Here is an 18,268-nt window from a genome sequence, read left to right as displayed (position 1 = left end):
ACTCCGACGGGAGCCAATCCGTGAAAGACTTATTAAAGTTTCTGAAAGCGCAAACTAAAACCGAAGAGTTTGATGCGATCAAAATTGCTCTGGCATCGCCAGACATGATCCGTTCCTGGTCTTTTGGTGAAGTTAAAAAGCCGGAAACCATTAACTACCGTACCTTCAAACCGGAGCGTGACGGTCTGTTCTGTGCTCGCATTTTCGGGCCGGTAAAAGATTACGAGTGCCTGTGCGGTAAGTACAAGCGCTTGAAACACCGCGGTGTTATCTGTGAAAAATGTGGTGTTGAAGTTACTCAGACCAAAGTACGTCGTGAACGTATGGGTCACATTGAGCTGGCTTCTCCGACTGCCCACATTTGGTTCCTGAAATCACTGCCATCCCGTATCGGTTTGCTGCTCGATATGCCTTTGCGTGATATCGAACGTGTACTGTACTTCGAATCTTATGTCGTTATCGAAGGCGGTATGACCAACCTGGAACGCCGTCAGATCCTGACTGAAGAACAGTATCTGGACGCGTTGGAAGAGTTTGGTGATGAATTCGACGCGAAAATGGGCGCAGAAGCTATTCAGGCCCTGCTGAAAGGCATGGATCTGGAGCAGGAATGTGAACAACTGCGCGAAGAGTTGAATGAAACCAACTCTGAAACCAAACGTAAAAAGCTGACCAAGCGTATCAAGCTGCTGGAAGCATTCGTTCAGTCTGGTAACAAACCAGAATGGATGATCCTGACCGTTCTGCCGGTTCTGCCGCCAGATCTGCGCCCGCTGGTACCGCTGGATGGTGGTCGTTTCGCCACATCAGATCTGAACGATCTGTATCGTCGCGTTATCAACCGTAACAACCGTCTGAAACGTCTGCTGGATCTGGCTGCGCCAGATATCATCGTACGTAACGAAAAACGTATGCTGCAGGAAGCGGTTGATGCCCTGCTGGATAACGGTCGTCGCGGTCGTGCCATTACGGGTTCTAACAAACGTCCTCTGAAATCTTTGGCCGATATGATCAAAGGTAAACAGGGTCGTTTCCGTCAGAACCTGCTGGGTAAACGTGTTGACTACTCCGGCCGTTCGGTTATCACCGTAGGTCCTTACCTGCGTCTGCACCAGTGCGGTCTGCCGAAGAAAATGGCACTGGAGCTGTTCAAACCGTTCATCTACGGCAAGCTGGAACTGCGTGGTTTAGCGACCACCATCAAAGCAGCCAAGAAAATGGTTGAACGTGAAGAAGCCGTTGTTTGGGATATCCTGGACGAAGTCATTCGCGAACACCCGGTCATGCTGAACCGTGCACCAACGCTGCACCGTTTGGGTATTCAGGCATTTGAACCTGTGCTGATCGAAGGTAAAGCTATTCAGCTGCACCCGCTGGTGTGTGCGGCGTATAACGCCGACTTCGATGGTGACCAGATGGCTGTTCACGTACCGCTGACGCTGGAAGCCCAGTTGGAAGCTCGTGCGCTGATGATGTCCACCAACAACATTCTGTCTCCGGCAAACGGTGAACCAATCATCGTTCCGTCTCAGGACGTTGTACTGGGTCTCTACTACATGACCCGTGACAAAATCAACGCTATGGGCGAAGGCATGGTTCTTACCGGGCCGAAAGAAGCTGAACGCTTATACCGTTCAGGCCAGGCTGAGCTGCATGCGCGCGTAAAAGTACGTATCACAGAATATGAAAAAGACGAGCAGGGTGAATATGTGGCGAAAACCGCATTGAAAGATACCACTGTTGGTCGTGCAATTCTGTGGATGATCGTACCTCAGGGTCTTCCGTTCACTATCGTGAACCAACCGCTGGGTAAAAAAGCGATCTCCAAAATGCTGAACACCTGTTACCGCATTCTGGGCCTGAAACCGACGGTTATTTTTGCTGACCAGATCATGTATACCGGTTTTGCGTATGCAGCACGTTCTGGTGCATCTGTTGGTATCGACGATATGGTTATTCCGGCGAAAAAAGCCGAAATCATCACCGAAGCCGAAGCAGAAGTGGCAGAAATCCAGGAACAGTTCCAGTCTGGTCTGGTAACGGCGGGCGAACGTTACAACAAAGTCATCGATATTTGGGCTGCGGCGAATGACCGCGTTTCCAAAGCGATGATGGATAACCTGCAAACTGAAACCGTTATTAACCGTAAAGGTGAAGAAGAGCAGCAGGTTTCCTTTAACAGCATCTATATGATGGCCGACTCAGGGGCGCGTGGTTCTGCGGCTCAGATTCGTCAGCTGGCTGGTATGCGTGGTCTGATGGCGAAGCCAGATGGCTCCATCATCGAAACGCCAATTACCGCGAACTTCCGTGAAGGTCTGAACGTACTCCAGTACTTCATTTCAACCCACGGTGCTCGTAAAGGTCTGGCGGATACTGCACTGAAAACAGCAAACTCCGGTTACCTGACTCGTCGTCTGGTTGACGTCGCACAGGACCTGGTTGTGACTGAAGATGACTGTGGTACCTTAGACGGCATCATGATGACGCCGGTTATCGAAGGTGGTGATGTTAAAGAACCACTGCGTGACCGCGTACTGGGTCGTGTAACGGCTGAAGACGTTCTGAAACCGGGTACCGCAGATATTCTGGTTCCGCGTAACACGCTGCTCAATGAACAGTGGTGTGACCTGCTGGAAGTGAATTCGGTAGACAGCCTGAAAGTACGTTCTGTTGTAACCTGTGACACCGATTTTGGTGTGTGTGCTCACTGCTATGGTCGTGACCTGGCGCGTGGTCATATCATCAACAAAGGTGAAGCCATTGGGGTTATCGCAGCACAGTCTATCGGTGAACCTGGTACTCAGCTGACCATGCGTACCTTCCACATCGGTGGTGCTGCATCTCGTGCGGCTGCTGAATCCAGCATCCAGGTGAAAAACAAAGGTAGCATCAAGCTGAGCAACGCGAAGTCCGTTGTGAACTCCAGCGGTAAACTGGTTATTACTTCTCGTAATACCGAGCTGAAGTTGATCGACGAATTCGGTCGTACTAAAGAAAGCTATAAAGTGCCTTACGGTTCTGTGCTGACCAAAAATGATGGCGAACCGGTAGCAGCGGGCGAAACTGTTGCTAACTGGGATCCGCACACCATGCCGGTTATTACCGAAGTTCCGGGCTTTATTCGCTTTACCGACATGATCGATGGCCAAACCATTACTCGTCAAACTGATGAACTGACTGGGTTGTCCTCTATCGTGGTTCTGGACTCTGCAGAGCGTACTGCGGGTGGTAAAGATTTGCGTCCGGCGCTGAAGATCGTTGATGCCAACGGTGATGATGTCCTGATCCCTGGTACTGATATGCCTGCGCAGTACTTCCTGCCGGGTAAAGCTATCGTTCAGTTGGATGACGGCGTTCAGATTAGCTCTGGTGACACACTGGCGCGTCTGCCGCAGGAATCTGGCGGTACGAAAGATATTACCGGTGGTCTGCCGCGCGTTGCTGACTTGTTCGAAGCACGTCGTCCGAAAGAGCCTGCGATCCTTGCTGAAATCAGCGGTGTGGTTTCCTTCGGTAAAGAAACCAAAGGCAAACGTCGCCTGGTTATCACCCCACTGGATGGTGAAAACGCCTACGAAGAGATGATTCCTAAATGGCGTCAGCTCAACGTGTTTGAAGGTGAACGTGTTGAACGTGGTGACGTGATTTCCGATGGTCCGGAATCTGCACATGACATTCTGCGTCTGCGTGGTGTTCAGGCTGTAACGCGTTACATCGTTAACGAAGTGCAGGACGTATACCGTCTGCAAGGCGTTAAGATCAACGATAAACACATCGAAGTTATCGTTCGTCAGATGCTGCGTAAAGCAACCATCATGAATGCAGGCAGCTCTGACTTCCTGGAAGGCGAGCAGGTAGAGTACTCTCGCGTGAAAATCGCGAACCGCCAGTTGGAAGACGAAGGCAAAGTTAGCGCAACGTTCATGCGCGACCTGCTGGGTATTACCAAAGCGTCTCTGGCAACTGAGTCCTTCATCTCTGCTGCATCGTTCCAGGAAACGACGCGTGTTCTTACCGAAGCCGCTGTTGCGGGTAAACGTGATGAACTGCGTGGTCTGAAAGAGAACGTCATCGTAGGTCGTTTGATTCCGGCTGGTACTGGTTATGCTTACCACCAGGATCGTATCCGCCGCCGTGCTGCGGGCGAAACACCTGCTGCTGCGCCGCAGATCAGTGCTGAAGAAGCTTCTGCCAACCTGGCAGAGCTGCTGAATGCTGGCCTGGGCGGAAACAACGATAACGATTAATCGTTATCTCTCGCTGATAAAACCGCGTCTTCGGGCGCGGTTTTTTTTGCTATTAGGGCATCCCACCAAAAGTGCTTTCCTCCCGATGCCCCTGGTAATTGCGGGTATTTGTGTATTGTTTGTGCCAGGCAACAAATTGATGGTAAAGCAGGAAGGCGGGGTGACCGATGGAGAGGGGAAGTGGCCACCCCGGGCAACGTATGTTCGCTGCCGGAGTGACCATATCGTTATTCCCTGAGTTTGCTCAATGCCCGTTTTTCAGGGCCGGAAGCAGGGTTCCAGTGATTTACTGATTTGTTGAAAATGCCGGGCTCGTTTGCGGTCCTCTTCCCAAAAAACTGTCCCAGTCTTTCCATACTGGCTGTAACCCTGCCTCAGTCAGTGCTTTGGCAACCATATCCGGTGTACGGTTGTCATGAGGCGAAAATTGCTCCAGCTCGGGCTGGTGGTCTGCATAGCCTCCCGGTTGTGTGCTGGAAAATGCGCTGACATGGGTAATTGCCAGTGGGACAACATGGTCACGAAACCACGGGGATTCCCGGGTTGACAGTGATAACTCCAGTTCAGGGGAGAATAAGCGGAAAGCACAAATAACCTGAAGTAGCTGCTTTTCATCCATGATTGATGCTGGAGCTATTCCTCCCGCACATGGGCGTAAGCGGGGAAAAGATACAGAAAACCGGCTCTGCCAGTAATGCTGTTGTAACCAGAGCAGGTGTTCTGCCACCATAAAGCAATCCACCCGCCAGTTATCCGACAACCCAATCAACGCTCCCAGGCCAATTCGGTCAATACCCGCTTTGCCAAGCCGGTCCGGGGTATCGAGCCGCCAGAAGAAATCCTGCTTTTTACCGCGCAAATGGTGCTGAGCATACATTGCTTCATGGTAGGTTTCCTGGTAAACCATAACGCCATCCAGCCCCAACTGCTTGAGCTCCGCATACTCGTCTTCACTCATTGGCTGCACTTCCATTTGCACAGAACTAAAGTGGGCACGAATAGCAGGCAGGTATTGACGAAAGTAGTCCATACCCACTTTTCTCTGATGCTCGCCAGTCACCAGTAACAGATTTTCAAACCCAAGCTGGCGTATGGCTTCACATTCACGTTCGATTTCCTCGCCATCGAGCGTCTTACGCTTAATGTGATTACTCATTGAGAAACCACAATAAGTACAATCGTTTGCACATAAATTTGACAGGTATAACGGAACATAAAAGTTAACCGTATTACCAAAGCGCTGGCGGGTTAAACGTTGAGCCATTCCGGCCATTGGCTCCAGGTATTCTGCGGCGGCAGGAGACAGCAGTGCCATCATATCTTCCGGCCCGCGTTTTTCCCGGCATAATGCTCTCTGCACATCATCTTTGGTCTTACTGTTGATGCTAAGTGCAATGTCATCCCAGTCCAGAGTGCGCCAGTAATCACTAAAATGGCTCATCCGTTCACCTCCGCACTGGCATTCAGAAATGCCGTCAGTGGGCTGGAAGCGCTGGCGGTCATCCGTTGTTCCCCATACCCGGCACTGGCTGCCAGTACTCCGGCCTCGACGGCCAGCCGGAAAGCCTGTGCCATTCTGACCGGGTCGCCTGCTGTAGCGATAGCGGTGTTAACTAATACGCCATCGGCCCCCAACTCAAGCGCGGCAGTGGCATGCCCGGGCGTACCGATCCCGGCATCAACAATCACCGGAACGCCAGCCTGCTCAATAATGATTTCCAGCATCGCCTGGGTTTGTAACCCGCGATTAGAACCAATCGGCGCGCCCAAAGGCATAACGGCAGCACAACCAGCCTCTTCCAGATGGCGGCATAAGACCGGGTCTGCGCCACAGTAAGGCAGCACGATAAAGCCATCTTTAACCAGTAAGCGGGCGGCCTGGAGTGTGGCGATGGGGTCTGGCATCAGGTAACGGCTGTCCGGGTGAATTTCCAGTTTCACCCAGTTGGTACCTAGTGCTTCACGCGCAAGCTGTGCGGCAAAGACCGCTTCATCTGCCGTTTTGGCTCCCGATGTGTTGGGTAATAGTTGCACGCCAGCAGCCTGGAGCGGTTGCAGTAAATCGTCCCGGTGCTGGCGGAAATCAACCCGCTTTAGCGCCAGTGTGACCAGTTGGGTACCACTGGCGATAATGGCCTGTTGCATTAACATTGGTGAAGCAAATTTCCCAGTACCCGTAAGCAGGTGAGAATCAAACGTTTTATCAGCAATACGTAACATGTCAGCCTCCGGCAATGACTTCAAACAGCAACAGGTCATCGCCTGGCTGTAGAATGTGGGTATCCCAGTTTTCGCGTGGCAGGATTGTCTGGTTAAGCGCCAGTGCAGTGCCTGGCTTTAACTGGTTGAAAATGGACAATAACTGCACAACCGTGGTGTTTTCAGCGCAATTTACTGGATGGTCATTAAACTGAATTTGCATGTTGCCCTCCACACACCGGGCAGTGAGGCGATGGCTGAAGCCGGATGGTACGCCAAAGATTGGTTTTGGCATCAAACAGTGACAGAGTCCCGGCCTGGTTGGTGACTCCTGCCAGCCACTTCAGTGCTTCCAGCGCCTGGCTGACACCCAGTAACCCAACAACAGGTCCCAGTACACCAGCAGTACGGCAGTTTCGCTCTGGCTCGAGCTCGTCAGGCCATAAACAACGGTAACAACCCTGTTGCCATGGTGGAGACAGCACCATCATTTGCCCGCCAAACCCAACGGCACTGGCGGTGATAAATGGCTTGTTCAGTGCCACACAGGCTGCATTGATTGCCTGGCGGGTTGGCATATTGTCACTGCAATCAAGCACCAGGTCGGCATCAGCCAGCACACTGGTTAGCATCTCCGGTGTAAGGTACTGGTCGATGGAGGTTAGCGTGACAGACGGGTTGACCTGAGCCAGTTTTTCAACGGCCACATGTGCCTTAATGCGGCCAAGATCCTGCTGTGTGTACAGTGTCTGGCGATGCAGGTTACTGATATGAACGACATCGCCGTCAGCAAGAATTAACTGGCCTACCCCGGCTCCTGCCAGGTAATGAGCGGCTGGTGAGCCCAGTCCGCCTAATCCAACAATTGCGACACAAGACTTGCTCAGAGCCTGCTGACCGTCGAGGCCCACTTCATCCAGCAGTAAATGGCGGCTGTAACGCATGAAATCCTGATCATTCATCGCCATTCCCCGCTAAATTAAGTAATGCTCTGGTTGCAGCCTGCCAGTCTTGCGCCTGTGTAATGGCGCTTACCACGGCAATGCTGCCCACCCCGGTAGCCAGTACCTCAGGTGCCCGCGCCAGGCTTATTCCACCTATTGCTACTGTTGGGTAACCTTGTAGGCGGTGAACGTGAGAAGCCAGTTGTTGCAGGCCTTGTGGCTCGGAAGGCATTTGCTTGGTTTGTGTGGGGAAAATATGCCCCAGAGCAATGTAAGAGGGGCGCACAGACAGTGCCCGGTCGATTTCAGCGTCATCATGAGTGGAAACGCCCAGGCGTAACCGTGCATCACAAATTGCGCCCAGGTTTGCGGTATCCAGGTCTTCCTGGCCCAGATGTACTCCCCAGGCCCGGTGCTTAATGGCCAGCCGCCAGTAATCGTTGATAAACAGCCGGGCTTCATAGCGCTGTCCAAGATGAATAGCCTGGATAATATCCTGCTCAACTTCATTCTCAGGCTTATCTTTGATACGAATCTGGAGCGTTTTCACCCCCAGAGCCAGCAGGCGTTCCAGCCAGGTAATGCTGTCAACAACGGGGTATAACCCCAACCTGACCGGTACAGGTGGGAAATCAGGTTGGTAAATCATGCCTGCTCCTTGCGAAGATAAATCTCTCCGCCGCGTGCGCGGAAATCCTGCGCCATGTTTTCCATGCCTTCCGCGCGTTGTTTTGCCGCGTAATCACGCACATCCTGGGTGATTTTCATGGAACAAAATTTTGGCCCGCACATAGAACAGAAGTGCGCCACTTTGCCAGATTCCTGAGGCAGGGTTTCATCGTGGTAAGCTCGTGCGGTGAACGGGTCGAGGGCCAGGTTGAACTGGTCTTCCCAACGGAACTCAAAACGGGCTTTGGACATAGCGTTATCACGAATCTGCGCACCAGGATGACCTTTGGCAAGGTCGGCAGCATGAGCGGCAATTTTATAGGTAATAAGCCCTTGTTTTACGTCTTCTTTATTGGGAAGCCCAAGGTGCTCTTTTGGTGTGACATAACACAGCATGGCACAGCCGAACCAGCCAATCATGGCTGCGCCAATCCCTGATGTGAAGTGATCATAACCCGGTGCGATATCCGTGGTCAGTGGACCAAGGGTATAAAACGGTGCTTCATGGCAGTGCTCCAGCTCTTCTGTCATATTGCGCTGAATCATCTGCATCGGCACATGCCCGGGACCTTCAATCATCACCTGCACGTCATATTCCCAGGCGATTTTGGTCAGTTCGCCAAGCGTATGTAATTCTGAGAATTGTGCCTCATCGTTCGCATCCTGAATGGAGCCGGGACGCAGGCCATCACCCAAAGAAAGAGCAACGTCATAGGCTGCACAGATTTCACAAATCTCACGGAAATGCTGATACAGGAAGTTTTCCTGATGATGGGAGAGGCACCATTTAGCCATAATCGAACCACCACGAGAAACAATCCCGGTGAGGCGGTCTGCGGTCATTGGCACATAACGTAACAGTACTCCGGCATGGATAGTGAAGTAGTCCACGCCTTGCTCAGCCTGTTCAAGTAATGTGTCACGGAATAGCGGCCAGGTCAGGTCTTCCGCAATACCATTGACCTTTTCCAGCGCCTGATAAATTGGAACAGTACCAATGGGAACCGGGCTGTTGCGCAGGATCCACTCACGGGTTTCATGAATATAGCGGCCCGTTGATAAGTCCATTACTGTGTCGGCACCCCAGCGTGTTGACCACACCAGTTTTTCCACTTCTTCTTCAATGGAAGAACTGACCGCCGAGTTACCGATATTGGCATTTACTTTAACCAGAAAGTTACGACCAATAATCATCGGTTCAGATTCGGGGTGGTTAATGTTTGCCGGAATAATTGCACGTCCGGCAGCGACTTCATCACGAACAAACTCGGGGGTGATATTTTCAGGGAGATGGGCGCCAAAGCTGTGCCCCGGGTGCTGGTGGCGTAACACGCTATCGCGAATCCGTTCGCGGCCCATATTTTCCCGCAGTGCAATAAACTCCATCTCCGGGGTGATAATTCCTTTACGGGCGTAGTGTAATTGTGTAACGCAATGCCCTTTTATGGCCCTGCGTGGCGGCTGAACGCCCTTGAAACGTAATTCTTCCAGCCCTTCGTCTTCCTGGCGTGCCAGCGTCCAGGACGATGAACTGTTGCGCAGTTGCTGGGTATCTTCGCGGGCATCAATCCAGGGCTGGCGGCATTTGGGCAGTCCCTGAAGTACATCAATTGACTTGTCCGGGTCGCCATAAGGACCGGAAGTGTCATAAACCGGTATTGGGTCATTTGGCGTTAGTTCAGGGTTTTCCCGTGTACCGCCAGTCACGGTTGGGCTCATTTGTATTTCACGCATGGGCACCTGAATATCCGGGCGGCTGCCAGCCAGATATACCCGTTTTGATGCAGGGAAAGCAGAGCCTTCCAGAGTATTGATAAATTGCTGAGCAGCATCGCGTTGCTCACGGCGGGTTGGTGTTTTTTGTACGGACATAGCGCATTCCAGTTTGTTGGTCAGGAAGTGGCTTGTCAGAACGACGGACAGGAGTAGCAAAGACGCAATAACGCCAGAAAATAAGCGTAATGCAGGGAGAGTACTCTTGTTCCCTTCGCAGGTCTTAACCTGATCAGGTTCCGCGGATCCCGAATTAACGGTCTCAGCCCGTGTTTTCACACTGGGCACTCCGACAAGAAAAACATCGCTTTCGCGATAATGTATTAGGACTAACTTACTCGTTCACAGAATAAAACTCAAGCAGGGCGGGATGTGGCGTTGTCCGGTTCGGTATTCTGTAAATCGTTTTTACACAGCTGGATAAGCAGCTTGTCTTCAAGGGTAAAACGCGCTTCAAGTGCTTCACCTATCCCGGATAAAGCCTGCTGAAACTCCTGCCAGTTATCGTGATCAATGGCGGTTTCCAGACTGGTATCGTAAAAATGCATAATAGACTGCGTATTGGCTTCTAACCGGGGATAGAGCTGTGCGACAGATTTTGCGGTACTGGTCCCTTCCACCTCTCGAATGATGCGCTCATAAAGACTAAAGTGGCATGCTGAGAGGTAGTCCACCAGACCCTGGCAAAAATCGTCCAGCGCTTTTTCATCAATGGCGGAATGGGCGCTTTTTTTAGGCTTGAGCCCGACTAACCGGTAATAAGCAATCAGCAGTTGCCTGCGGGTATTCAGCCAACTGTCAACTAATGTATTACTACCACCAACACGGGCTGTCAGATCTTCCAGTTGGTTTAGCATGTTTGAGCATCTCCATGAGTTATATACTCGTCATGCTTCAATTTGCAGGTACCTAAGCAGTGCTTGCCTGCAACTCGAATTATTTTGAGTATCAGATAAAACTCTGAACCATCTGAATGTAGCTATTATGTAAACCAACATGCCAGTGACACAGAGGTTGTGCAAGAAAATATGAAATACATTGTAGAAAAAACCGATGAAGGCTGGTGGGTTGTCAGCCATGAGCAAAAATTATGGCTGCCGCAAGGGGAGTTACCCTGCGGGCGTGCGGAGCAGTACCAGTTGGATGGTTTACCGGCAATGCAAATTGGTTTATGGGATTCCCTTCCAGTCTGGCTGGTTCAACATAACTTCCCTACAGGAATGGCTTCTGTCAGGCAACTTCTCGACAAAGAAAGTGGGCTGTTTCAGTTAGCCGGCCGGGGTGTCCAACTGGCTGAGTTTTACCGTTCTCACAAGTATTGTGGCTATTGTGGCGCAGAAATGTACCCCAGCAAAACTGAATGGGCGATGTTGTGCAGCCACTGCCACGAGCGTTATTACCCGCAAATTGCGCCCTGCATTATCGTGGCGATTCGCCGCGATGACCATATTTTGCTGGCACGCCATAACCGGCACAAAAACGGAGTCTACACCGTACTGGCGGGTTTCGTGGAGGTAGGAGAAACGCTCGAGCAGGCTGTAGCCCGTGAAGTTATGGAAGAAAGCAGCATTCGCGTGAAAAATTTGCGTTATATCAGTTCTCAGCCCTGGCCTTTCCCACAATCGTTGATGATGGCATACATGGCGGATTACCACAGTGGTGATATCAAAATCGACCCGTCAGAGCTACTTGATGCTAACTGGTATCGCTATGACCAGCTTCCTCTGCTCCCACCTCCGGGGACTATCGCACGGCGGTTAATAGAAGATACTGTTGCCTTATGTCGGGCTGAGTATGAATAACATGGTACACTCAGCACCCTATTTCTATTGTTTTCTCTACCCTGACTGCGGGTGAATCAGCGCACAGAAGGAACCCCATGACTGACCTGAAAAATGATCGTTATTTGCGAGCCCTGTTACGCCAGCCGGTTGATGTTACCCCTGTCTGGATGATGCGCCAGGCGGGCCGGTATTTACCGGAATATAAAGCGACTCGCGCACCAGCAGGGGATTTTATGGCGCTGTGCAGGAATGCTGAACTTGCCTGTGAGGTAACATTGCAACCCCTGCGCCGTTACGCTCTGGATGCCGCAATTCTGTTCTCCGATATTTTGACCATTCCGGATGCGATGGGGCTGGGGCTCTATTTTGAAGCAGGGGAAGGACCACGCTTCACGTTACCCGTGCGCAGCAAGGCCGACGTGGAAAAATTACCGGTTCCTGATCCGGAAATGGAACTGGGCTATGTCATGAATGCAGTGCGCACTATCCGCCGTGAACTGGCCGGGCAGGTACCGCTGATCGGGTTCTCTGGTAGCCCGTGGACGCTGGCGACTTACATGGTTGAAGGTGGCAGCAGCAAAGCTTTTACGGTTATCAAAAAAATGCTGTTTGCCGAGCCTCAGACCTTACATACGCTGCTGGGCAAACTGGCAGAAAGCGTGACGCTCTACCTCAATGCTCAAATTCGGGCCGGTGCGCAATCTGTGATGATTTTTGATACCTGGGGTGGTGTACTGAGTGGGCGAGATTATCAGGCGTTTTCCCTGAATTATATGCAGCAAATTGTTGCCGGACTGATTCGTGAACACGAAGGGCGCCGTGTGCCTGTGACATTGTTTACCAAAGGCGGTGGGCAGTGGCTGGAAGCGATGGCCGAAACTGGGTGCGATGCCCTGGGCATAGACTGGACAACGGATATTGCGGATGCCCGGCGCCGGGTGGGGCATAAAGTAGCATTACAAGGTAATATGGACCCATCGATGCTGTATGCGCCCCCGGCTCGTATCGAAGAGGAAGTAGCCTCTATCCTGGCCGGGTTTGGTCATGGAGAAGGCCATGTGTTCAATCTTGGGCACGGTATTCACCAGGATGTCCCGCCAGAGCATGCAGGCGCGTTTGTTGACGCTGTACACCGGCTTTCTGTTCAGTGGCATAAGTAATGGACCTGGCGGCGCTCAGGGCGCAACAACAGCAGCTGGCCTCTCAGGTGATAACCGAAGACTGCGGCGTGCCTGCTGAACCGCAGCTCATTGGTGGTGCTGATGTTGGGTTTGAACAACAGGGTACTGTGACCCGTGCCGCACTGGTTCTGCTCTCCTGGCCCGGTTTAACGCTGGTAGAATACCAGGTTGCCCGTATTCCAACGGAATTCCCGTATATCCCTGGTTACCTCTCTTTTCGCGAATGCCCGGCGCTACTGGCTGCGTGGGAGAAGTTATCCCGGCAACCTGATTTACTTTTTGTCGATGGGCAGGGGATTGCTCATCCACGCCAGTTCGGTGTCGCCAGCCATTTTGGTTTACTGGTCGATACCCCAACAATTGGCGTGGCGAAAAAGCGCCTGTATGGCACATCAGACAGCGAGCGGCTGGTGCATGACGGAGTTGCACCGTTGCTGTCCTCAGAGCGCTCTTTGGGCTGGGTGTGGCGCAGTAAGCTGCGCTGCCTGCCTTTGTTTATTTCTCCTGGGCACAGGGTTCACCCGGACACCGCGCTTGCGTGGGTACAACGCTGTACACGAGGTTACCGCCTGCCTGAACCGACACGCTGGGCTGATGCTGTCGCATCCCGTCGCCCGGCATTTATACGCTGGCAAGAAAAAATGCGCCAGGTAGAGTAAACTGCGCCCAATATCGACTGTTGAGACTTCACTATGTTACAAAACCCAATTCACCTGCGTCTGGAAAAACTCCAGAGCTGGCAGCATGTTACTTTTATGGCCTGCCTGTGTGAGCGGATGTACCCCAATTATGCCATGTTTTGCCAGCAAACTGAGTTTGGTAACGGGCAACTGTATCGGCGGATTCTGGATTTGGTCTGGGAGACATTGACGGTAAAAGACGCGAAGGTTAACTTCGACTCTCAACTGGAGAAGTTTGAAGACGCGATTCCATCTGCGGATGATTTTGACATCTACGGCGTTTATCCGGCAATAGATGCCTGTGTGGCGTTAAGTGATTTGTTACATGCTCTGCTGGGAGGCGAAACCCTCGAGAAAGCTATCGAGGTAAGCAAAACCTCTATCACATCAGTGTGCATGTTAGAAATGACTCAGTCTGGTCGGGAAATGACCGATGAAGAGTTAAAAGATAACCCTGCAGTTGAACAAGAATGGGACATCCAATGGGAGATTTTTCGCCTGTTGGCAGATTGCGAAGAACGCGATGTTGATCTGATCAAAGGGTTGCGTACAGACCTCCGGGAAGCGGGTATTAGCAATATCGGTATAAATTTTCAGCAATAAGACAAGAAAACCCCTCCCAGTGTCTGATTTGTCGCACCTGGAGGCTTCCCATCAGCCCCTTGTCTGGTCTACATTTGTGGGGCGAAAAAAAGTGGCTATCGGTGCGTGTATGCAGGAGAGTGCTTAACAGGCATTTCCATCGCACTCGATGCTTAGCAAGCGATAAACACATTGTAAGGATAACTTATGAACAAGACTCAACTGATTGATGTAATTGCGGACAAGGCTGAACTGTCAAAAGTACAAGCGAAAGCTGCTCTGGAATCCACTCTGGCTGCGATTACTGAGTCTCTGAAAGAAGGCGATACTGTACAACTGGTTGGTTTCGGTACCTTCAAAGTGAACCACCGTGCTGAGCGCACTGGCCGCAACCCGCAAACGGGTAAAGAAATCAAAATCGCAGCTGCAAACGTTCCTGCGTTTGTATCCGGCAAAGCACTGAAAGACGCGGTTAAATAATCGTACTCCTCCAGTGAACAGTTTTATCAGAGGGGCGGTAACGCCCCTTTTGTCATTCTGGCGGCTGTCCTGCTTATTGTTAGCGGGAGGTGTGCTGGTGGGATGCAGTTCCCATAGACATGCTTTACCGCCGTTTACCGCCAGTGGTTATATCGATGAAGGCGGTGCCGTGCGTATCTGGCGTAAAGATAGTGAGAATGGCTCTGTTCATCTGTTGAGTGTTTTTAGTCCATGGCACAATGGCAATACAGCAGTAAATGACTATCGCTGGCAGGGAGATAAACTGGTCTCCATGGTACTGAAAACTGAAGGCGATGCACCACAAACGATCACCGTGCGCTTTGACGCCAATGGTGCGCTTAGTTTCATGCAACGTGAAGTAAATGGCATGAAGCAGCAGCTCTCTAACGAACAAATAGCGCTTGAGCAGTACAATGCTACCCGTATCCGCAAAACCAGTGATGCATTACGTACCGGTAAAGTCGTATTGCATCAGGGGCATTGGAACCAGAATGAAAGCATCACAACTTGTGAAGGCCACGTTTCACGTCCTGAGTTTGATTCTTTTTTCCTGTCCTATATTCAGGACCGTCAGCGGCGTTCTGCGAAGCCGGTGAGTGTTGCCTGGCTCTCTGCGCCAGAAGGCACCCAACTACTGCTTGTCGCCAATAGTGACTTCTGTAGCTGGCAACCCAAAGCCGATACATTCTAGCACTGGTTGTAGTGATTCAACCTTCCAGCCCGTCTGGCAAAAAAAAAGCCACCCGAAGGTGGCCTGTACGTTTTGCAGTGCTTAGTTTTGTTCACGCTCAATGGCGCGGTAACCTATGTCTGAGCGGCTAAAGCTGCCTTCCCAGTGAATGGGTTTCATCAACGCATAGGCATTTACCTGCGCCTGAGCCACCGTGTCGCCCAGTGCAGTCGCGCATAATACACGCCCGCCGTTAGTAACGACGTTTTCCTGGGCATCCAGGCGAGTCCCGGCGTGGAACACTTTCGCATCTGTAGCAGATTCCAGTGGCAGGCCGTGGATAACATCTCCAGTGTTGTAGCTGCCCGGGTAACCGCCTGCAGCAATCACCACACCGAGAGCGGCTCGTTCATCCCACTCAGAAGTTTGCTTATCCAGCACGCCTTCGCAGGCAGCCTGGCACAATGCAACCAAATCGGATTTCATGCGTAACATAATCGGCTGTGTTTCCGGGTCGCCGAAACGGCAGTTGAACTCGATAACTTTCGGGTTACCCTGCTTATCAATCATCAGCCCGGCATATAAAAAGCCTACATAGGTGTTGCCTTCTGCCGCCATGCCTTTCACGGTTGGCCAAATGATGCGTTCCATGGTGCGGTTGAACACTTCATCTGTAACTACCGGAGCCGGGGAATAAGCACCCATACCACCGGTATTCGGGCCGGAATCACCATCACCAACACGTTTGTGATCCTGGCTGGTGGCCATCGGCAATACGTGCTCGCCATCCACCATCACAATAAAGCTGGCTTCTTCACCATCCAAAAACTCTTCAACCACCACCCGGTGGCCGGCATCACCAAAAGCATTGCCTGCCAGCATATCCTGAATGGCCGCTTCCGCTTCTTCCAGCGTCATCGCCACAATCACGCCTTTACCGGCAGCCAGACCATCGGCCTTGATAACAATAGGGGCGCCTTTTTCACGGACATAAGCCAGCGCAGGCTCCACCTCAGTGAAATTCTGGTATTCGGCGGTTGGAATATGGTGCCGTGCCAGAAAATCTTTAGTGAACGCTTTGGAGCCTTCCAGTTGCGCGGCACCTTTGGTGGGGCCAAAAATCGTCAGGCCAGCAGCCTGGAAGGCATCAACCACACCAATCACCAGCGGTGCTTCCGGGCCGACAATTGTCAGGTCAATTTTTTCGTTTTGCGCAAAGCTCAGCAGTGCCGGGATATCCGTTACATTGATATCCACATTCTGTAAAGCCGGTTCGAGTGCGGTTCCTGCATTACCCGGTGCGACAAATACGGTGTCTACCTGGGGGGACTGTGCTGCTTTCCATGCCAGCGCATGCTCGCGCCCACCATTACCAATAATTAATACTTTCATGCGGTGCTCCTGAATTAATGGCGGAAGTGACGCATACCAGTGAAGATCATAGCAATACCGTGTTCATCGGCGGCGGCAATAACTTCTTCGTCGCGAATGGAACCTCCTGGTTGGATAACACAGGTAACGCCTACTGCTGCCGCCGCATCAATGCCATCGCGGAACGGGAAAAACGCATCAGATGCCATGGCCGAACCTTTTACTTCCAGTCCTTCGTCTTCGGCTTTGATACCAGCAATTTTGGCAGAGTAAACACGGCTCATTTGCCCGGCGCCAATACCAATAGTCATATTTTCTTTGGCATACACAATGGCGTTGGATTTCACAAATTTGGCTACTTTCCAGCAGAACAGGGCATCACGCAGCTCTTCGGCAGAAGGCTGGCGTTTCGTGACAACACGTAACTCGCTTTCACCTACCATACCCAGGTCGCGGTCCTGCACTAGTAAGCCACCGTTGACGCGTTTAAAATCAAGGCCTGGCACCCGAGCCTGCCACTGGCCGCAGACCAGTACGCGCACGTTTTGTTTGGCAGCAGTGACTCTCAGTGCTTCAGCGGTTGCTGAAGGGGCAATAATGACCTCAACAAACTGGCGGGATATGATGGCCTGAGCTGTCTTCTCGTCCAGCTCGCGGTTGAACGCAATAATGCCGCCAAAAGCGGAGGTCGGGTCGGTTTTCCAGGCGCGCTCGTAAGCAGCAAGAATATCGTCACCGATTGCTACGCCACAGGGGTTGGCGTGTTTAACAATCACACATGCGGGCTCGTTGAACTCTTTCACACACTCAAGGGCAGCGTCAGTATCGGCAATGTTATTATAAGACAGAGCCTTGCCCTGAACCTGCTCAGCAGTTGCCACGGAAGCTTCTGTTACCTGGCTCTCTATATAGAAAGCAGCCTGCTGATGGCTGTTTTCCCCATAACGCATATCCTGTTTTTTCACAAAGTTCAGATTCAGAGTGCGGGGGAAGCGGCCAGAAGGTTTGTCTGTTTCACCGTGGTATGGCGCCACCATGGTGCCGAAGTAGTTGGCAATCATGCTGTCATAGGCAGCGGTATGCTCGAATGCTTTAATTGCCAGGTCGAAGCGGGTTTCAAAAGTCAGTGAACCGTTGTTGGCATCCATTTCAGTAACAATAGTGGTGTAGTCATTGCTGTTAACCACAATCGCGACATCTTTATGGTTCTTGGCGGCGGAGCGAACCATGGTAGGGCCACCAATATCGATATTTTCAACAGCGTCTTCCAGTGAGCAGCCTTCACGGGCAACGGTCTGGGCAAACGGGTAAAGGTTCACGACGACCATATCAATAGGAGAAATAGCATGCTCTGCCATAATAGCGTCATCCTGCCCACGACGGCCAAGAATGCCCCCATGCACTTTCGGGTGCAGCGTTTTCACTCGTCCATCCATCATTTCCGGGAAACCGGTGTAATCAGAAACTTCGGTTACCGGCAGGCCTGCATCAGCCAGCAAGCGGGCAGTGCCACCTGTGGAGAGCAGTTCAACGCCACGTTGAGAAAGGGCCTGGGCAAATTCGACGATCCCGGCTTTATCAGACACGCTGAGAAGAGCACGGCGTACAGGACGAGGTTGTTGCATGGTGATCAATCCCCTGGATTTCAGTTTATTGCAATTGCA

General features: G+C 51.8%; 16 protein-coding genes and 1 riboswitch. Of the genes, 7 read left to right on the top strand and 9 right to left on the bottom strand.

Going from position 1 to position 18,268, the window contains the following annotated elements; all coding sequences use genetic code 11:
• Positions 1-20: 20 nt before the first annotated feature.
• Positions 21-4,250 (top strand): DNA-directed RNA polymerase subunit beta', encoded by a 4,230-nt coding sequence (gene rpoC, locus MPHASIOC01_RS25990; protein WP_064597146.1) that lies wholly within the window; start codon positions 21-23, stop codon positions 4,248-4,250.
• A gap of 286 nt (positions 4,251-4,536) precedes the next feature.
• On the opposite strand, the gene thiH is transcribed toward rpoC, so the two are convergent.
• From thiH to MPHASIOC01_RS25955, 7 genes are all read right to left on the bottom strand, one after another.
• Positions 4,537-5,691 (bottom strand): 2-iminoacetate synthase ThiH, encoded by a 1,155-nt coding sequence (thiH, locus tag MPHASIOC01_RS25985; RefSeq protein WP_353613594.1) that lies wholly within the window; start codon positions 5,689-5,691, stop codon positions 4,537-4,539.
• On the bottom strand, positions 5,688-6,470 hold the full coding sequence (locus MPHASIOC01_RS25980; protein ID WP_353613593.1) for a thiazole synthase: 783 nt from the start codon (positions 6,468-6,470) through the stop codon (positions 5,688-5,690). The genes thiH and MPHASIOC01_RS25980 overlap by 4 nt, the downstream gene beginning before the upstream one ends.
• A 1-nt stretch (position 6,471) precedes the next feature.
• Entirely contained in the window at positions 6,472-6,672 is a 201-nt protein-coding gene (gene thiS, locus MPHASIOC01_RS25975; RefSeq protein ID WP_353613592.1) for a sulfur carrier protein ThiS, read from the bottom strand.
• Positions 6,656-7,411, bottom strand: coding sequence for a HesA/MoeB/ThiF family protein (locus tag MPHASIOC01_RS25970; protein WP_353613591.1), 756 nt, complete (start codon positions 7,409-7,411; stop codon positions 6,656-6,658). The genes thiS and MPHASIOC01_RS25970 overlap by 17 nt, the downstream gene beginning before the upstream one ends.
• On the bottom strand, positions 7,404-8,039 hold the full coding sequence (gene thiE / locus MPHASIOC01_RS25965) for a thiamine phosphate synthase (protein WP_353614984.1): 636 nt from the start codon (positions 8,037-8,039) through the stop codon (positions 7,404-7,406). Before thiE ends, MPHASIOC01_RS25970 begins: the two co-directional genes overlap by 8 nt.
• The gene (gene thiC, locus MPHASIOC01_RS25960; RefSeq protein ID WP_064597130.1) at positions 8,039-9,934 is read right to left on the bottom strand and encodes a phosphomethylpyrimidine synthase ThiC; all 1,896 of its coding nucleotides are present in this window, start codon (positions 9,932-9,934) and stop codon (positions 8,039-8,041) included. The genes thiE and thiC overlap by 1 nt, the downstream gene beginning before the upstream one ends.
• Positions 9,935-10,027: 93 nt before the next feature.
• A riboswitch (TPP riboswitch) is annotated at positions 10,028-10,137 on the bottom strand.
• 54 nt (positions 10,138-10,191) lie between these two features.
• On the bottom strand, positions 10,192-10,692 hold the full coding sequence (locus tag MPHASIOC01_RS25955) for an Rsd/AlgQ family anti-sigma factor (RefSeq protein WP_064597127.1): 501 nt from the start codon (positions 10,690-10,692) through the stop codon (positions 10,192-10,194).
• Positions 10,693-10,863: 171 nt separating this feature from the next.
• Here MPHASIOC01_RS25955 and nudC point away from each other — a divergent pair, with 171 nt between their 5' ends.
• The 6 genes from nudC to MPHASIOC01_RS25925 all read left to right on the top strand — a co-directional run bounded on the left by nudC (position 10,864) and on the right by MPHASIOC01_RS25925 (position 15,254).
• Complete coding sequence (gene nudC, locus MPHASIOC01_RS25950) at positions 10,864-11,637, top strand: NAD(+) diphosphatase (protein ID WP_353613590.1); 774 nt, start codon at positions 10,864-10,866, stop codon at positions 11,635-11,637.
• Between the two features lie 77 nt (positions 11,638-11,714).
• A complete protein-coding gene (hemE, locus tag MPHASIOC01_RS25945; RefSeq protein ID WP_353613589.1) occupies positions 11,715-12,779 on the top strand; it encodes a uroporphyrinogen decarboxylase in 1,065 nt (354 codons plus the stop codon).
• A complete protein-coding gene (nfi, locus tag MPHASIOC01_RS25940; protein WP_353613588.1) occupies positions 12,779-13,459 on the top strand; it encodes a deoxyribonuclease V in 681 nt (226 codons plus the stop codon). Before hemE ends, nfi begins: the two co-directional genes overlap by 1 nt.
• Before the next feature lie 33 nt (positions 13,460-13,492).
• Positions 13,493-14,083 carry a YjaG family protein gene (locus MPHASIOC01_RS25935; RefSeq protein ID WP_064597115.1) on the top strand — a complete coding sequence of 197 codons (591 nt, stop codon included), beginning with the start codon at positions 13,493-13,495 and terminating at the stop codon, positions 14,081-14,083.
• Between the two features lie 186 nt (positions 14,084-14,269).
• The gene (hupA, locus tag MPHASIOC01_RS25930; protein ID WP_064597109.1) at positions 14,270-14,542 is read left to right on the top strand and encodes a nucleoid-associated protein HU-alpha; all 273 of its coding nucleotides are present in this window, start codon (positions 14,270-14,272) and stop codon (positions 14,540-14,542) included.
• Positions 14,543-14,555: 13 nt separating this feature from the next.
• Positions 14,556-15,254, top strand: coding sequence for a DUF1481 domain-containing protein (locus MPHASIOC01_RS25925; protein WP_064597106.1), 699 nt, complete (start codon positions 14,556-14,558; stop codon positions 15,252-15,254).
• An 81-nt stretch (positions 15,255-15,335) separates the two neighbouring features.
• Here the strand turns inward: MPHASIOC01_RS25925 and purD are convergent, their stop codons facing one another.
• Positions 15,336-16,625: a phosphoribosylamine--glycine ligase gene (gene purD, locus MPHASIOC01_RS25920; protein WP_353613587.1), complete on the bottom strand. Its 1,290-nt coding sequence runs from the start codon at positions 16,623-16,625 to the stop codon at positions 15,336-15,338.
• 14 nt (positions 16,626-16,639) lie between these two features.
• Positions 16,640-18,229, bottom strand: a complete 1,590-nt coding sequence (gene purH, locus MPHASIOC01_RS25915; RefSeq protein ID WP_064597100.1) for a bifunctional phosphoribosylaminoimidazolecarboxamide formyltransferase/IMP cyclohydrolase — start codon at positions 18,227-18,229, stop codon at positions 16,640-16,642.
• Between the last annotated feature and the right edge of the window lie 39 nt (positions 18,230-18,268).

This window comes from Mangrovibacter phragmitis (assembly GCF_040429585.1).
GTDB classification, from domain to species: Bacteria; Pseudomonadota; Gammaproteobacteria; order Enterobacterales; family Enterobacteriaceae; genus Mangrovibacter; species Mangrovibacter phragmitis.
The sequence above is the reverse complement of the archived record's forward strand: the minus strand, read 5'-3'. Positions and strand labels throughout refer to the sequence as shown.

What these genes read in the sequence shown, in the direction of transcription:
- thiH (WP_353613594.1), bottom strand. Translation starts at nt 5,691, where the DNA reads ATGAGCCATTTTAGTGATTACTGGCGCACTCTGGACTGGGATGACATT.
- MPHASIOC01_RS25980 (WP_353613593.1), bottom strand. Translation starts at nt 6,470, where the DNA reads ATGTTACGTATTGCTGATAAAACGTTTGATTCTCACCTGCTTACGGGT.
- thiS (WP_353613592.1), bottom strand. Translation starts at nt 6,672, where the DNA reads ATGCAAATTCAGTTTAATGACCATCCAGTAAATTGCGCTGAAAACACC.
- MPHASIOC01_RS25970 (WP_353613591.1), bottom strand. Translation starts at nt 7,411, where the DNA reads ATGAATGATCAGGATTTCATGCGTTACAGCCGCCATTTACTGCTGGAT.
- thiC (WP_064597130.1), bottom strand. Translation starts at nt 9,934, where the DNA reads ATGTCCGTACAAAAAACACCAACCCGCCGTGAGCAACGCGATGCTGCT.
- MPHASIOC01_RS25955 (WP_064597127.1), bottom strand. Translation starts at nt 10,692, where the DNA reads ATGCTAAACCAACTGGAAGATCTGACAGCCCGTGTTGGTGGTAGTAAT.
- nudC (WP_353613590.1), top strand. Translation starts at nt 10,864, where the DNA reads ATGAAATACATTGTAGAAAAAACCGATGAAGGCTGGTGGGTTGTCAGC.
- hemE (WP_353613589.1), top strand. Translation starts at nt 11,715, where the DNA reads ATGACTGACCTGAAAAATGATCGTTATTTGCGAGCCCTGTTACGCCAG.
- nfi (WP_353613588.1), top strand. Translation starts at nt 12,779, where the DNA reads ATGGACCTGGCGGCGCTCAGGGCGCAACAACAGCAGCTGGCCTCTCAG.
- MPHASIOC01_RS25935 (WP_064597115.1), top strand. Translation starts at nt 13,493, where the DNA reads ATGTTACAAAACCCAATTCACCTGCGTCTGGAAAAACTCCAGAGCTGG.
- hupA (WP_064597109.1), top strand. Translation starts at nt 14,270, where the DNA reads ATGAACAAGACTCAACTGATTGATGTAATTGCGGACAAGGCTGAACTG.
- purD (WP_353613587.1), bottom strand. Translation starts at nt 16,625, where the DNA reads ATGAAAGTATTAATTATTGGTAATGGTGGGCGCGAGCATGCGCTGGCA.
- purH (WP_064597100.1), bottom strand. Translation starts at nt 18,229, where the DNA reads ATGCAACAACCTCGTCCTGTACGCCGTGCTCTTCTCAGCGTGTCTGAT.